The organism is Vibrio sp. KUL80 (assembly GCF_059725495.1).
Genome location: NZ_AP045841.1, coordinates 2,123,412 through 2,138,784, shown reverse-complemented (window position 1 = coordinate 2,138,784; position 15,373 = coordinate 2,123,412). Strand labels below are relative to the sequence as shown.

General features: G+C 45.8%; 10 protein-coding genes and 1 pseudogene. All 11 read left to right on the top strand.

Annotation, left to right across the window (positions count from 1 at the left end; translation table 11 throughout):
* Positions 1-30: 30 nt before the first annotated feature.
* A complete protein-coding gene (gene glpA, locus AC6I8U_RS09860) occupies positions 31-1,686 on the top strand; it encodes an anaerobic glycerol-3-phosphate dehydrogenase subunit A (RefSeq protein ID WP_498016733.1) in 1,656 nt (551 codons plus the stop codon).
* Positions 1,683-3,044, top strand: coding sequence for a glycerol-3-phosphate dehydrogenase subunit GlpB (gene glpB, locus AC6I8U_RS09855; protein WP_498016732.1), 1,362 nt, complete (start codon positions 1,683-1,685; stop codon positions 3,042-3,044). The genes glpA and glpB overlap by 4 nt, the downstream gene beginning before the upstream one ends.
* A complete protein-coding gene (glpC, locus tag AC6I8U_RS09850; RefSeq protein ID WP_498016731.1) occupies positions 3,041-4,300 on the top strand; it encodes an anaerobic glycerol-3-phosphate dehydrogenase subunit GlpC in 1,260 nt (419 codons plus the stop codon). The genes glpB and glpC overlap by 4 nt, the downstream gene beginning before the upstream one ends.
* 542 nt (positions 4,301-4,842) lie before the next feature.
* Positions 4,843-5,229, top strand: a complete 387-nt coding sequence (locus AC6I8U_RS09845) for a hypothetical protein (RefSeq protein ID WP_498016730.1) — start codon at positions 4,843-4,845, stop codon at positions 5,227-5,229.
* Positions 5,213-6,223 (top strand): ABC transporter substrate-binding protein, encoded by a 1,011-nt coding sequence (locus AC6I8U_RS09840; RefSeq protein ID WP_234493951.1) that lies wholly within the window; start codon positions 5,213-5,215, stop codon positions 6,221-6,223. The genes AC6I8U_RS09845 and AC6I8U_RS09840 overlap by 17 nt, the downstream gene beginning before the upstream one ends.
* 129 nt (positions 6,224-6,352) lie before the next feature.
* On the top strand, positions 6,353-7,246 hold the full coding sequence (locus AC6I8U_RS09835; RefSeq protein WP_234493950.1) for an ABC transporter permease: 894 nt from the start codon (positions 6,353-6,355) through the stop codon (positions 7,244-7,246).
* Positions 7,246-8,508 carry a quaternary amine ABC transporter ATP-binding protein gene (locus AC6I8U_RS09830; protein WP_498016729.1) on the top strand — a complete coding sequence of 421 codons (1,263 nt, stop codon included), beginning with the start codon at positions 7,246-7,248 and terminating at the stop codon, positions 8,506-8,508. Before AC6I8U_RS09835 ends, AC6I8U_RS09830 begins: the two co-directional genes overlap by 1 nt.
* A 272-nt stretch (positions 8,509-8,780) precedes the next feature.
* Positions 8,781-9,344, top strand: a complete 564-nt coding sequence (locus tag AC6I8U_RS09825) for an aldolase/citrate lyase/malate synthase family protein (RefSeq protein WP_042475359.1) — start codon at positions 8,781-8,783, stop codon at positions 9,342-9,344.
* A 347-nt stretch (positions 9,345-9,691) separates the two neighbouring features.
* Positions 9,692-10,003: pseudogene (folK, locus tag AC6I8U_RS09820) on the top strand (2-amino-4-hydroxy-6-hydroxymethyldihydropteridine diphosphokinase); the annotation flags it as partial.
* A 58-nt stretch (positions 10,004-10,061) separates the two neighbouring features.
* Entirely contained in the window at positions 10,062-11,093 is a 1,032-nt protein-coding gene (locus AC6I8U_RS09815) for an IS630 family transposase (RefSeq protein WP_498016649.1), read from the top strand.
* A 97-nt stretch (positions 11,094-11,190) separates the two neighbouring features.
* Positions 11,191-15,255: an NPCBM/NEW2 domain-containing protein gene (locus AC6I8U_RS09810; protein WP_498016728.1), complete on the top strand. Its 4,065-nt coding sequence runs from the start codon at positions 11,191-11,193 to the stop codon at positions 15,253-15,255.
* The last annotated feature ends 118 nt before the right edge of the window (positions 15,256-15,373 follow it).

Sequence of the window (15,373 nt, the reverse complement as noted above, 5' to 3'; positions counted from 1 at the left end):
ATTGTGCGTATATTCAGTGGGTAAAATGCAATGAAAGCAACAGCTCGTTATCAAACAGACGTCATCATCATAGGGGGCGGTGCCACAGGCTCAGGCATCATGCGTGATTGCGCACTTCGAGGCATCGACTGTATTTTAATTGAGCGTGATGATCTCGCGTCGGGTACGACAGGGAGAAATCATGGACTACTGCACTCAGGCGCTAGATATGCTGTCACTGATCATGAATCTGCCTCAGAGTGTATTGCAGAAAATCGCATACTCAAGTCCATAGCCGCTCATTGTGTTGAGGATACGGGCGGTCTTTTTATTACTCTGCCAGAAGATGAACTGAGCTTTCAGGATGAGTTTATTGCAGCGTGCGATATTGCCGGAATCGAGACTAAGCGCCTAACAACCAAAGAAGCGCTTGCGTTTGAGCCAAATGCGAATCCAAAGATGCTAGGTGCTATCCAAGTGCCCGACGGTACTATCGACCCTTTTCGCCTCTGTGCATCCAATGTGCTTGATGCTAAAGAGCACGGTGCGCGCTTGTTTAGTCACTGTATTGTGACTTCTTTGATTCGAGAGGGTGATCGCGTAAAAGGAGTCAATGCACTCAATACTCGCACAAATTTACCCTTTGAGGTTTTCGCGCAAGAGGTCATTAACGCTGCGGGTATTTGGGGGCAAACGATCTGCGAATATGCTGACCTTAGTGTGAAGATGTTTCCAGCAAAAGGGTCACTACTGATACTCGATTATCGTATTAACAATCGAGTAATCAACCGCTGCCGTAAACCATCTGACGCCGACATTCTCGTACCTGGGGATACCATTTCGCTTATTGGTACCACATCGGAACATATTGACTACGACCAGATCGATAACCTCCACGTTACCGCTGAAGAAGTCGATACCTTGTTAGAAGAAGGTGCCAAGCTTGCGCCGATTATGAGTCATAGCCGAGTACTCAGAGCGTATGCGGGAGTGAGACCGCTCGTTTCTTTAAGTGAAGATAGCAGTGGTCGCAACATAAGCCGAGGTATCGTGCTTGTCGATCATGCGCAGCATGATGGCTTACATGGCTTCACGACAATTACCGGCGGCAAACTCATGACTTACCGCTTAATGGCTGAGATGGCGACTGATTCCGTAGCGCAAAAGCTAGGCAACACTACCCCTTGTACGACTCACACGATTCCCTTGCCAGGCTCGGCTAACTCTCCTAAACAGACGAAAAACACAGCAAGCATTGCAAAACCTGTCTATCAGTCTGCGATTGATCGCCATGGTGAGCGAGCACTCGGCTTTTTATCTGACGACAAAGCAAGCCAATCTGTCATTTGCGAATGTGAAATGGTGACCGCTGGCGAGATTGAGTATGCGATTAAAGCGCTTGATGTACATAACCTTGTCGACCTTAGACGGAGAACTCGGCTAGGTATGGGGCCTTGCCAAGGAGAGCTTTGTAGTTATCGAGCGGCGAGCTTAATGGCAGAGTACGGCAATTTTTCTGGAATCGAGGTAGGGGAGATTCTTACCGACTTTTTAGAAGAGCGCTGGAAAGGCACCAAGCCCGTTCTGTGGGGGGATGCGCTACGAGAAGCCGAGTTTAGCTATTGGATTTATCAAGGGTTATTTGGTGCTGATGAGCTCACTAATACTGAGTCGACTCGCAACCCAGTTGGGGAGGAATTGCAATGATTAACTATGACGTTGTCGTTATCGGCGGTGGAGTTGCTGGCTACACCAGTGCATTGCGCTTTCTGGAGCAAGGGTTGAAAACCGCTGTCGTAAGCCATGGGCAAAGTGCAATGTACTTTTCCTCAGGTTCAATTGATGTGCTCAGCCATTCCCCAGTCGATGGCAAAGCGGTAAGAGCCCCTTTAGATGAGATCGATCGTTTGACTCAACAGATGCCTGAACATCCTTATTCCAAAATAGGTCGAGCAAGCGTTCTTGAATCGTTGCAATGGTTTAAGCAGTTTGTTGGCAATCATGGATTACCACTGAATCATAATCAGTCGCTAGAAAACCATTATCGAATCGCGAGTTTAGGTTCGCTCAAAGCGACTTGGCTGTCGCAACCTTATGTGTTTCCTTTAGACTTTGATTATGCTGCACTCTCTAGTATCAAGCGCATCGTGCTTGTCTCTGTAGAGGGGTTTCGTGACTTTCAACCTGAGATTGCCAGGGCCAAGCTCGCTTCTATGCCAGAGCTCGAAGGAATCGAGGTGAAGATGGTTAAAGTCCGCCTTGATGCGGCGGGTTTAGAAACTCGAAACAGCCATGAGTTTCGTTCAATAGACGTATCGAGACTGCTGCGCCAACCTCAACATTTCTCTCAATTTTGTTCGCAGTTAAGAAACGTTGCTACTCCCAACGATCTTGTCATCTTGCCTTCTCTATTGGGAAATGGAGATGGTCTTACCTTGATGGATAAGTTGGCACAAGAAACGCACCTGCGTTTTCACGAAGTGCCAACCATGCCTCCATCACTCTTGGGAATTCGTGTAGAAGACACGTTAAGACGCGCGTTTATCGAAGCTGGGGGGACGTTACATGTCGGTGATGAGGTGACAAGCGGTGTGTTTAGACCATCTGGAGAACAGCTGTCTTTGGCGTGTATCTATACCAAAAAACTAAAGACAGTGCCTATCAATGCCGAGTACTTTGTTTTAGCAACCGGCAGTTTCTTCAGTAAAGGTTTGGTTGCAGGCCTCAACAAGGTTACTGAGCCTATTTTTGACCTCGATATTGCTACCCCAGGGTCGCGAGAGCAGTGGTATTCAGAGCGGTTTTTCTCACAATTCTCACACCCATTCTTAAGCTTTGGCGTTGAGACAAACCAACATTTTCAGCCTACCAAAGCAGGTAGAACGTTGGAAAACCTTTATTGTGCTGGCTCTATTTTGCCCCACTATGATCCGATTGCACATGGCTGTGGGGGTGGCGTTGCAATCAGCACTGGATATAAAGTCGCTGAACATGTCATTGCAAAATCATCCGTAAACACAGTTCCCGAAGCGATAAGTGAGCAGAGAAAAGGAGAGATGGCATGACCGCAGTACGTCCAGCTGAACTCATTGCTGTAACTAATATTGGTGATGAGCACCAATCGCCATCATTTGAAAAATGCATTAAATGCACTGTCTGTACCGTGTATTGCCCTGTCGCTAAAGCTAATCCTGAATATCCAGGACCCAAACAGTGCGGCCCAGATGGTGAAAGACTAAGATTAAAAAGTCCTGAGTTTTTTGACGATGTGCTAAAGCTCTGCACTAACTGCAAACGCTGCGAAACAGCATGTCCGTCCGGGGTTAGGATTGGTGACATTATCGCTGTCGCTCGAAGAGAGCATGGGCGTAAGTCGCTTAGCCTGACTACCGCACGCGACTACGTGTTAAGCCACACTGATTTGTTTGGTTCTTTGGCGACACCTTTTGCGCCGGTGATAAACAAACTAACTGAGCAATCGGTTGTTAAGAAAGTCATGCATCATACGATTCAAGTGCATGATCATAAGTCGCTACCCAAATACTCCCACGGAACGTTTCGATCTTGGTACAAGAAGCATGTGCCAGACCAGAGCAAATATCGACGCCAAGTGAGCTACTTTCACGGTTGTTATGTTAATTACAATGACCACAGTGTTGGGCAGAACTTTATTCGTGTCATGAATGCCATGAATATTGGCGTACAGTTACTCGAACGTGAGAAGTGTTGCGGTGTGCCTTTGATTGCCAATGGATTTCATAGTAAGGCGCAGAAGAATGCCAAACTCAATGTGGAACATCTCGAGAAAGCCCTGACAGGTCGTTCTGAAGCGGTCATATCCACCTCTTCTACCTGCGCTTTCACCTTACAAGAGGAGTATCCTCACGTTTTAGATGTAGACAATCAAAAAGTCGTGGATCGGATACATCTATTTAGCCGCTTTATGCTGAGTGAATGTAGAGAAGGCAACATTCCAGCGATGAAACCCGTCAACAAAACCATTGTGTATCACACCCCGTGTCACCTAGAGCGCAGTGGCGATCATATATTCACAATTGAGCTACTGAAAATGATCCCAGGGCTGACGGTTAAAGTGTTGGATAGCGAATGTTGTGGGCTAGCGGGTACGTATGGTTATAAGCGAGAGAACTTCGATGTTTCTATGGAAATAGGTAAAGACTTGTTCGAACAAATTAATCAGTCGAATGCCGACTATGCGATTTCTGACTGTGAAACTTGCCGCTGGCAGATAGAAGAGAACACGCGTTTGTCCTGCGTTCATCCTCTTTCGGTTCTAGTGGAGGCGCTAGATTTCGATTAGTGTTAGTTGGTTTTAATGCTTTGTTTAATGTTGATTTGAACATAAAAAGTTAGAGTACTAAATAAATATTTCGCTGTAATTTGCATTACCACTCATTTGTCAAGTGGTTGCTAATTGTTGCGTTTGATATCAAAAACTTAAAATAATTTGCAGTCCATCAAGGTTTGGGAATAACACTTCTAATAATTTCTATTATTAACAATGTTTTACCTTGTGTTGGTGACGTTTAATGGTCAATCAAAAGCACCTGTTTATGGGTGCTTTTTTATTGTTAACAGAATGTCATACCTTGAATTTGTGCTCTAGTTTACTTAGAGTGCTAAACGTTACATTACAAAGTGCTTTTAAGGACAGCTCAACATGGATCCCATTCTGGAAGTTAAGGGACGACACACATTGTTTGGGGATAACACAGGAAGGATGCTCGCACTCGATGTTGATAGAACGAGCGTTGCACACGTAATCGAGCGCCGTTTTCTGCATTTGAGTACGCGGACCGGAATGCTTACGCTTAAACAATCTCTGATGAACAGTAGGACGATATGACTAGTTGTGTAAGTCTAGCTCGTGCTCTCGATTCTGAACCAAATATTCTATCGACGGATGAGGCTTTTTCGGCTTCGAGTCCGTTCATCCCACGCGCAATGCAAAAAGCACTGATTGGTCTTCAAAATGGCAAAGTAGTGCAGGTTGTTCTTCCAGAAAACATTCCACCTAACCTTACCTACGACCATGAAGAAACCTGTCATAGAGGCATGAGCGCTAAAGGCGTGCTGACATCCAGAGTTATCATGCGCAACGCAAGCATCGCCGTTAAGGCGAAGACTTTTGGTTGTAAACGGAATGTAAATGAAATTTGTAATAATAACCCACTGTTCATACACTTATTGAAAAACCAATATGGAAATTACTATGAAAAACTTAACTAGGACGTTATTGTTTTCGTCTCTTCTCGCTGCAAGTTCTCTTCAAACTGCCTCGGCTGACGAGTGTGGTGCAGTCACCATTGCGGATATGAACTGGAACTCTGCAACTCTCATCGCGAATGTCGACAAATTCATACTTCAACACGGATTCGATTGCGACGCTGAGCTCGTACCAGGTGATACTCAACCAACGGGTGCTTCCATGATCTCCAAAGGCCAGCCAGATATTGCGCCAGAGTTTTGGAGTAACTCTATGCGTGAAGCACTGGATATGGGCGTGAAAGAAGGTCAAATTCAATACGCAGGTACCACTCTAACCGATGGTGGTGAAGAGGGATTTTGGGTTCCTGAGTATATGGTTGCCAAAGACCCATCAATGGCAACGATTGAGGGAGTGTTAGCCAACGCTAAAATGTTTAAGCACCCAGAAGACCCAAGCAAATCAGCATTTTATTCTTGTCCTGCTGGTTGGAACTGCCAAATCTCTGCTGGCAATCTATTCACTGCACTAGGTATGGAAGAAAAAGGATTTGAAGTTATCGATCCAGGGTCAGGTGCGGGTCTTTCAGGCTCAATTGCTAAAGCTTATGAGCGCGAAGAAGCGTGGTTTGGTTACTACTGGGCACCGACAGCCGTTCTCGGTAAGTACAAAATGGTTAAAGTTGACTTCGGTAGTGGTGTTGATGAGACGATGTTTAAAGAGTGTATCACTCAAGAAACTTGTCTAGAGCCTAAAGCAACTATGTATCCACCATCAATCGTGGAAACGGTTGTTACCACGGACTTCGCTAAGCGCTCTCCAGAGGCGATGGAGTACTTTGCTAAGCGTGAGTTTACCAACGCACAAATGAACGGTCTTTTGGCTTGGATGGAAGACGAGCAAGCCGATGGCGAATACGCTGTTGAGCACTTTATGAAGGAGTACAAGTCAACGTGGTCTACATGGTTAACGCCTGATGTCGCTGCAAAAGTACAAAAAGCAGTAGATGAACTATAAACCGAGTCGGTAGTAAAAGGGGCTAGAGGGATAGCCCCTTAATTAATTGATACAAGTTCGCCTTTTTTGAATGCGAACACAAAGCAGCGCTGATCGCTGCTTCTGGCAGAAGTAATCAAGGAGTAACAGATGTCTAATGCCACGTGGTTGAGTGAAATACCTCAGTTAGACCGCAAACAACTACTAGAAATACGAAAAACGCTAGATGGTGCCTATCGAGACTTCTCTCGAGAATATGGCGACACCATCGAATCTCTATTTGACCCATTATTAAGCTTTTTGATTTGGTTCGAGAAGCTACTGCTTTCTAGCCCATGGTGGCTAATCATTGGTATTTTGGTTGGTCTCGCTTATGTCGCGAGTCGATCTTGGAAACTCAGTGCTTCTGTTGGTATCGCCTTCTTTGTTATCGGCTTCTTCGGCATGTGGGACAATACGATGCGAACTATGAGCATCATTTTAGTCTCAACCATGCTCGCAATAGCCCTCGGGATACCCACCGGGATCCTCATGGCTCAGTCCAAAAAAGCCAGAGCCATCATTACCCCTATACTTGACATAATGCAGACCATGCCAGCGTTTGTGTATTTGATTCCTGTCGTCATGCTGCTTGGCATCGGTAAAATCCCTGGCGTCATCGCCGTTGTGATCTACGCGATTCCGCCAGTCATACGTTTGACTGATTTAGGGATTCGACTCGTAGATAAAGAAGTACTAGAGGCCGCAACCGCATACGGCGCTAGTCCGGCCCAGCGCCTTTTTGGTGTGCAGGTGCCGTTGGCAATGCCTAACATCATGGCGGGTATCAACCAAACTATCATGATGGCACTTGCGATGGTCGTGATTGCATCGATGATCGGTGTGAAGGGTTTAGGGCAGCCAGTTCTAAAATCCATTACCAACCAATATTTCACGCTTGGTTTACTTAATGGTCTTGCTATTGTGGCACTTGCCATCATTTTTGACCGTGTTTCACAAAGCTATGCAAAACGTACCCAAGCTCACTTAGGAGGTAGAGAATAATGAGCACTACTCAACCTCAACCTATGATTCAAATTAAGAATCTGTATAAGATATTTGGTCCTAAAGATAAGTCCTATCTTCAAGCCGTGAAGGATGGCGAATCAAAAGATGACCTGCTAGCGCGTACGGGTCACACTCTTGGTCTTAAAGACATCAATCTAGATGTCTATCCGGGAGAAATCTTTGTGATTATGGGGCTATCTGGCTCGGGAAAATCGACACTCATTCGACACTTCAACCGTCTTATTGACCCAAGTGAAGGGGAGATCATTGTTGACGGTTCCGATGTCATGAAGCTCTCTGACAAAGAACTGCGTGAGTTTCGACGCCACAAGATGTCAATGGTATTCCAGCGCTTTGGCTTACTTCCGCACAAAACCGTGATTGATAACGTCGCTTATGGTTTGCAAATCCAAGGGATGGAAAAGGCAAAACGGTTAGACACTGCAAAGTCTTGGATAAAAACCGTTGGTCTAGAAGGCTATGAAGCGCAGTATCCTAGCCAGTTGTCTGGTGGACAACAACAGCGTGTTGGACTCGCCCGAGCATTGTGTACTGATGCTGAGATCCTGCTGATGGACGAAGCTTTCTCTGCACTCGATCCGCTTATTCGTAGTGAGATGCAAGACCAGTTGATCGAACTTCAGGAAAAGCTCCATAAAACCATCATTTTCATTACCCATGATTTGGATGAAGCACTTCGTATCGGTGACCGTATTGCCATTTTGCGAGACGGTGTCGTTGTGCAGCAAGACAAGCCCGTCGATATCCTGCTTAACCCAGCGGACGATTATGTAGAAGCGTTTGTTAAAGATGTGAATCGAGCTCGAGCACTGACTGTTGAAACTGTCATGCAACCTCCTGTTCTGCGTATCACCGCGGAGACATTAGGCGAGGCCATCAGTCAGATGCGTAAATCTTCAGAAGATTACGGATATGTTGTCAACGATGATGGATACCAAGGTGTCATTACTCAAGAAACGTTGGAGCAAGTGAACAAAAACGACTATCACAAAGAGATACCGGAAGACTTGCTAGATGACGTACCCGCTGTTCAAAGTGATGCTTTGCTTGAAGAAGTCATTCCAGAAACACTAGACAGTGACCATCCGCTTCCTGTGGTTGATGATAATGGTGACCTACAAGGCCATTTATCGAAGTCGACGCTTGCAGAGGTATTGAGTGACAGTAATGCGAGTGAGTCTCCTGAGAGCGATGACGCAACGGTCGAGGAGCGTTTGTCGGATAAAGGGGCTGCTTAGACTAAGAAGTTTGACATATTCAATCAGCAACTGACTAATTCAACGTAAAGAAGCAAAGCGCATACCAATGGTTTGCGCTTTTTTTGATCGTGAGGTAGATGAAAAACGAAATGTGTAAAAGTGCATTTTTGTAAAATTGACAGTGTAAAAATTTTGTTGTGAAATTGTTTGTAAAAAAGCGCTATTCTAAAAATCAAGCGGTAACCAAACGGTCATAAAGAAGTAACAGGGCTTGGTTAATGCAGTACTCAAAGCAGCTGAAGGAATAGACTATGAACATGCAAACATTCGATAAGACAGAGCAACAAAATCCACAAAACTTTATCGCACAAGCCGTGTTTGCCGTTGAAATGGTCGACGCTGGTGAGATGACACAAAAACAGAAAATGTCCAAGCAACTGCTAGACACACTGTTTCCACTAGAAAACGGCTCACACGAAGACGTAGTAAGCTACGAAATCAACTACCGTCACGTGCAAGCTTACTTCAAGAATGGACAACACAGCGGTCTTCGCAACAACAAACACTTTGTGGCATACACTGGTGACGAATGCAGCCCTGACAACATCTTGTTCCGCGACGAAAGCGGCACTCACGTAGAGATCACCATAGCACGTCGAAAAAAAGGCACAGGTTGTCTTGAGTATGTGGAAATTGACGATATTCAAATCGAAACCTGTACGACTTTCGGCGCAACACAAGAAATGGGCTTACGCCACTGGGTTAGCTTGGTGAAGGGCGATGAAAAGCGTCACCCAGCTGCGAGTAATGAAGATAAAGAGTATGTAGCGAAGAATGGTGACGATTATACTCTGATGTTTAGTTATGCTGCGTGATAGGTTTACGTGAAACGAAGAAGCCTCAATATTGAGGCTTTTTTCAATTATCTCTCCATCTAAATCAGAACTACATCGCTAGTTTCAACCTCTCTAGCCATCAGAGCTCAACCACATTTAACCTAAAAAGCCTTAGTATCTAAAGTGCCCTAAGGCATGAGTGATATCCATTGCCAATTCCTCGTGTCCGGAGCATCTTCGTTTTTGGCCTGCTTTGACTGTGTACTCAAACGAGTTTTTAATCAGATAAAGTTAGAAGATAAGGGGAAAAAATAGCACGCAGCTTCTACGACACTGATCGACATAAATCCTGGCACGTATTCAACGGGCAAAAACGGGAAAATAATATGGCGAATGTTTATGTCAGTATCGGAAGCAACATCAACCGAGAATATCACATTACGCAATCCCTCAAGGCATTGAATAGTCGCTTTGAAAACCTACTTATATCTAAATTCTACGATTGCGAGCCTGTTGGATTCGAGGGGGATAATTTTTTGAATTTAGTCGTTCGGTTCGAATGCGACCTTGCTATCGCAGAATTAGCGAGGGTTTTGCAACAAATTGAACGAGAGAATGGACGCCAGCGTGTAACTAAAGAATACGCTTCACGCACGTTGGATATCGATATTCTTCTCTACGATGAGCGAGTAGGCATATACCAGTGATCATTGAAGACGCTTGATTTTTCCTGAATAGAGGATCATGCTAGCAACTATGAAAATTACTCTGACCAATGAACAGAAGCAGGAACTAAAAATCCAGCACAGCACAACGCGTGACGGACGAGTTCGTGACCGTATAAAAGCGGTTATTCATGCGAGTAATGGTTGGTGCCCCGAAGAAATTGCAGACGCACTTCTTATTCATGAATCCACTGTTCGTCAACATATCAAAGATTACCTAGAGTCGAACAAGCTCAAGCCTGAAAATGGCGGTTCACAAAGCTATCTATCGGCTCAGCAAACCCAAGAGTTGGTTCAGCATCTAACTGAAAATACATACCACCATTCGTCCGAGATTATTGCGTACGTATTTGAAAGGTTTCAGATTCACTATAGTGTTCCTGGCATGAACAAATGGCTTCATCACAATGGTTTCAGCTACAAACAGCCGAAAGGCGTTCCACATAAGTTCGATGAGGAAAAACAGCAAGCGTTCATAGAGGCTTATGAAGCACTGAAAGCAAGCTGTGGCGAGGATGAATCGATAGTGTTTATCGATGCCGTTCACCCCACACTGTCAACCAAACTCTCCCATGGTTGGATACGTACAGGTCAAAGTAAAGTTCTGGAAACAACAGGTAATCGTAGCCGATTGAACATTGTTGGTGCTTTGAACCTATCAGATATTGGAGCGACCATTGTTAGCGAATACGACAGCATTAACAGTGAAAACATGGTTCGATTTTTCTGTAAACTCAGAGAGAGCTACCCGTTAAATCACAAGCTCCATGTCATCTTAGATGGAGCTGGATATCACCGCAGTGATTTAGTCAGAGATGCGGCATTTGTCCTTAATATTGAACTGCATTATCTCCCACCTTACAGCCCGAATCTTAACCCAATAGAGCGGCTTTGGAAGGTTATGAATGAGAAGTCAAGGAATAACGTTTACTTCAAAAGTAAACGGGATTTCAAGGAAGCCATTACCCAATTCTTTACTGTGACTCTTCCAGAGATTGCAGGCTCGCTGACGTCTCGAATTAATGATAATTTTCAGGTGTTCAAGCCTGCATCTTCAAGTTGATTGGGTATATGCTTCATGTTGGGATGGCAAATATGCGTATTTCGGAGCGCGAAGCACCAATGACTATTTGCGTGTCTATGACACGACTACTAACCCGATGACGTTAGTTAATGAAAAACTGACTGGATTCGAAAATCTTTATTGTAACGTTCAAGACAACAAGTTGTTTCTGGGTAACCAAGACGATATTGCGGTATTAGATGTCAGTGATATCAACAATATACGTGAACTTGGGCGCAGCTCATTGAATGCCACAAGCAGCAACACTGACCATGGTCAGGTGTTCCCATTTGGTAACCTAGTTTGGGTTGGAAACGACCATGGTTCTGGCAGTGGTTTGATTGCACATCAAAGTATGCCGGACAATGTTCCTCCTTATATATCCGCCGCTAACCCAGCGATCGACGCGACGCTGCAACCTTTATCGACCCGTATTGGTGTGGCGTTATCAGATAGCGTGTTGATGGAATCGGTCAATAGTAGCTCGTTTACTGTCACCAAAATCGGTAGTTCAACCCCGCTTCAAGGGGAGTACAGCACCAACCTCGGATTCATCCACTTTACTCCATCCCAAGCACTGGAAGCGGACAGTATTTACGAAGTCGTACTGGAAGGTATAGAGGACTTTGCTGGCAACCCAATGGCTCGTACTGAATATCGCTTTGCGACGGGATCACAAGTCGGCCACGATGTGAGCTTGTCAGCCAATGATAAAGTGACACTAGGTAGTAGTGTTAATGTGTCTGCTTCTACGACACCTTTGTTAGGGGGCAGTCTGGAGTATTCTTGGAACTTTGGCGATGGTAGTGGTTCGACACCGTTTTCGACCAGCGGAAACGCGAGTTATACCTACAATCAGCCTAACCATTGGTCTGCGGTGGTGACGATTAAAGAAACCACGGCTGATGGCGTGTTTGAGAGTAGTAAGTCGGTACCCATTACAGTATATCGTCAACCAACAACAGTCTCGCCAACGGCGTCATCAACCATAGTGGAAGCCAATGGCCAGGTTGTTGTGGTTAACGAAGACAACGATACCGTCAGTGCTATCGAAAACACAGCTCCGTACGGCAAATTATGGGAAGCTGCGGTGGGTGATCAGCCGAGAACTCTAGCGGTAGCGCCTAATGGCAATTTATGGGTGGTTAATCAGGCAGATGCTAGTATCACTGTGCTGACAAATACTGGCCAGTTTGTGGATACGATTGTGCTGCCAAGAGCGTCTCAGCCATACGGCATCGCTTTCTCCCCAGATAGCACTAACGCTTTTGTGTCGCTGCAGGCAAGTGGTAAGTTGCTCAAGATCGACCCAAGCACCAAAGCTATCGTGGCAACAGTGGATGTTGGTCATAGCGCAAGAGGCATTGCGGTTGACAGTTCATCATCACAGGTTCTGGTGACACGCTTTGTTTCGCCTCAAACTAACGCGGAAGTAGTCGCGGTTGATGCATCCAGTATGACCATCGACCAGAGTTATCTTATCGCTAAAGATACGACAACAATAGATGGCCCAGATAGAAGCCGAGGCATTGCTAACTACCTTGGTTCCGTCGCAATTTCGCCGGATGGATATAGTGCTTGGCTGCCATCTAATAAAGCAAACGTTGATCGTGGTCCCTATTTAGAAGGTGATGAAACCAAAACGCTGACGTTTGAAACGACGATTCGAGCTGTGGTTAACCGACTCGATCTCAATTCGAAAACAGTGATGGATAATGCCTTAGATATTGATGATCGTGCACAGCCCAAAGCGGCCGTATTCAGCGATATAGGCGACCTAATTTTTATTGCGGTAGAAGGTCAAAATAGCATTGAGATTCGCAATACCTACAACTTAAACAGAGCTGGGGAGATTTTTGATACTGGCTTAGCACCAAGAGGGCTCGTACTATCAGGGTCGACATTATTTGTTCACAACTTTATGTCAAGAACGGTGTCTGTGCATGACGTCAATGCGTTTTTGACCGATCGAGGTGACATTCCAACCTTGGCACAAGTCTCTGTGGTGGCGAATGAAACACTGCATCCACGAGTGCTACGCGGCAAACAGATCTTCTACAACGCAGCCGATGCGAGAATGACCCAAGATGGCTACATATCTTGTGCCAGCTGCCACGCAGATGGCGATAGCGACCATAGGGTGTGGGACTTTACCGACCGTGGTGAAGGGTTAAGAAACACTATCTCGTTATTGGGTAAGACAGGCACAGGCAATGGTCGAGTGCATTGGACCGCGAATTTTGACGAGATACAGGATTTCGAAAACGATATTCGCTACGCGTTCGGTGGTCGTGGGTTTATGGTAGACGCCTTATTTAGCCTGTCAGAAAACCCATTAGGAACATCGAAATCAGGTAAAAGTGAAGACTTAGATAACCTCGCGTTTTACGTCAGTAGCTTAAATCAATTCCCTAAAAGTCCACACCGAGATTCTTCTGGCGCGTTAACAGCTGAAGCCTTAACGGGGCAGGCGCTGTTCACCTCGAAAGGGTGTGACACTTGTCATGCGGGAGTGTATTACACCGACATGCAAAGGCACGATGTCGGTACCATTGATGCCTCTTCAGGGCAAGGCATCGGAGCTCCATTAGTAGGTACGGGTTTTGATACACCGAGTTTGATTGGTCTTTGGGGTAGCGCGCCATATTTCCATAACGGTCAAGCGGCAACGCTGGATGATGTGTTACAAATTGGCTCGCAACATAGCGTGGCGGATAACTCAGAACGATCTGCATTGGTGGCTTATCTAGAACAGATTGAATACGAAGGCCCCGATATAGTGGTACCCGAACCACCGCAAGCAACAACCTATACCTACCTAAGTGATCTTTCAGAAACCAGCGCAACCAATGGGTGGGGACCGATTGAAAAAGACACCAGTGTTGGTGAAAACGCTGCGGGTGATGGTCAAACGATATCCATTGGTGGTAGTGAATTTACCAAAGGACTCGGTGTTCATGCTCATTCAGAGGTGACGTACAGCCTGACGGGTGGCACTTACGATCAGTTTACTGCTTTCATCGGTGTTGATGATGAGACGGGGAGTTCAGGTTCCGTCGTGTTCGAGGTTTGGTTGGATGGCGTGATGGCTTATCAAAGTAGCGTATTACGAGGAAGTGATGTTGCCGAGTACGTGCAAGTGAACATTCCAAGTAGCGCGCAGGAGCTCAAGCTAGTGGTGAGTGATGCCGGTGACGGAGTCGGTAGTGACCATGGTTCTTGGGGAGACGCTAAGCTTCGCACACCAAGTGAAGGGGGTGGTGCCGCTGTTCCTGGGCTGTTTTATGGCACCGTTTCGGGCAATATTAATGAAACCGATGCTAACCCGAAAACATCCATAACAACCTCATTAAGCGAAACGGAAGATGCGATTGCGGGTAATACGACCGAGGTGTTTACCGGTTATATCTACGATGCCGACGGTCAGATTTCTTTCAGTGAAAACAATGATGACAAAACGCGTCTATGGATTGATGGACAGTTGGTGCTAAGTAGTGACCTCTGGAGTGATCGGGTCTCGACTGGCAACTTAAACTTATCTCCTGGTTGGCATCAGTTTGAGTTGAGGCTAAGTAATGGCAATGGTGGCAGCGGACCTCATACTGGATTGGCTTTTGCCTATGACCCAGACGGTGGCAGCAATTGGATTCATCCAGCCGATAACGGTTCGGGTAATCTATTTATGACTGAGGATCCAGGAAGCTCGCCCACACCGCCAGCGAGCGTTTATCTTAGCGACTTACAGGAAGACAGCTCGACCAACGGCTGGGGCCCTATCGAAAAAGATATGAGTAATGGCGAGCGAGAAGCGCAAGATGGCACCACCATTTCAATAGGCGGGCAAACCTTCGCCAAAGGATTGGGGGTACATGCGAACTCAACTATCACTTATACCATCTCTGCCGGTCAATACAGTCGCTTTACTGCGAGTGTTGGTGTTGATGACGAAGTGGGTAACTCTGGCTCGGTAATATTCCAAGTAGAACTAGATGGCGTGTTGTACTATCAAAGTGCGACATTGACCGGTTCAGATAACGCAGAATCCGTTTCTGTTGATATTCCAGTAGACGCTACGACCATTACACTTAAGGCGAATGATGCTGGAAATGGCAATGGTTATGACCACGCGAGTTGGGGGGATGCGAAACTATTGCAAAACTAACTTGAACAGGGCTTGCTCCGGCAAGCCCTTTTAATATCTGTCACTTAGGCTTTGTACACGGTTGCACTTAATCAGTAAAAGCAATAGGCTATTCAAAGCATATTAAATACCGTATCAA

Coding starts and splice junctions, on each gene's coding strand:
- glpA (WP_498016733.1), top strand. CDS start 31: ATGAAAGCAACAGCTCGTTATCAAACAGACGTCATCATCATAGGGGGC.
- glpB (WP_498016732.1), top strand. CDS start 1,683: ATGATTAACTATGACGTTGTCGTTATCGGCGGTGGAGTTGCTGGCTAC.
- glpC (WP_498016731.1), top strand. CDS start 3,041: ATGACCGCAGTACGTCCAGCTGAACTCATTGCTGTAACTAATATTGGT.
- AC6I8U_RS09845 (WP_498016730.1), top strand. CDS start 4,843: ATGACTAGTTGTGTAAGTCTAGCTCGTGCTCTCGATTCTGAACCAAAT.
- AC6I8U_RS09840 (WP_234493951.1), top strand. CDS start 5,213: ATGAAAAACTTAACTAGGACGTTATTGTTTTCGTCTCTTCTCGCTGCA.
- AC6I8U_RS09835 (WP_234493950.1), top strand. CDS start 6,353: ATGTCTAATGCCACGTGGTTGAGTGAAATACCTCAGTTAGACCGCAAA.
- AC6I8U_RS09830 (WP_498016729.1), top strand. CDS start 7,246: ATGAGCACTACTCAACCTCAACCTATGATTCAAATTAAGAATCTGTAT.
- AC6I8U_RS09825 (WP_042475359.1), top strand. CDS start 8,781: ATGAACATGCAAACATTCGATAAGACAGAGCAACAAAATCCACAAAAC.
- AC6I8U_RS09815 (WP_498016649.1), top strand. CDS start 10,062: ATGAAAATTACTCTGACCAATGAACAGAAGCAGGAACTAAAAATCCAG.
- AC6I8U_RS09810 (WP_498016728.1), top strand. CDS start 11,191: ATGACGTTAGTTAATGAAAAACTGACTGGATTCGAAAATCTTTATTGT.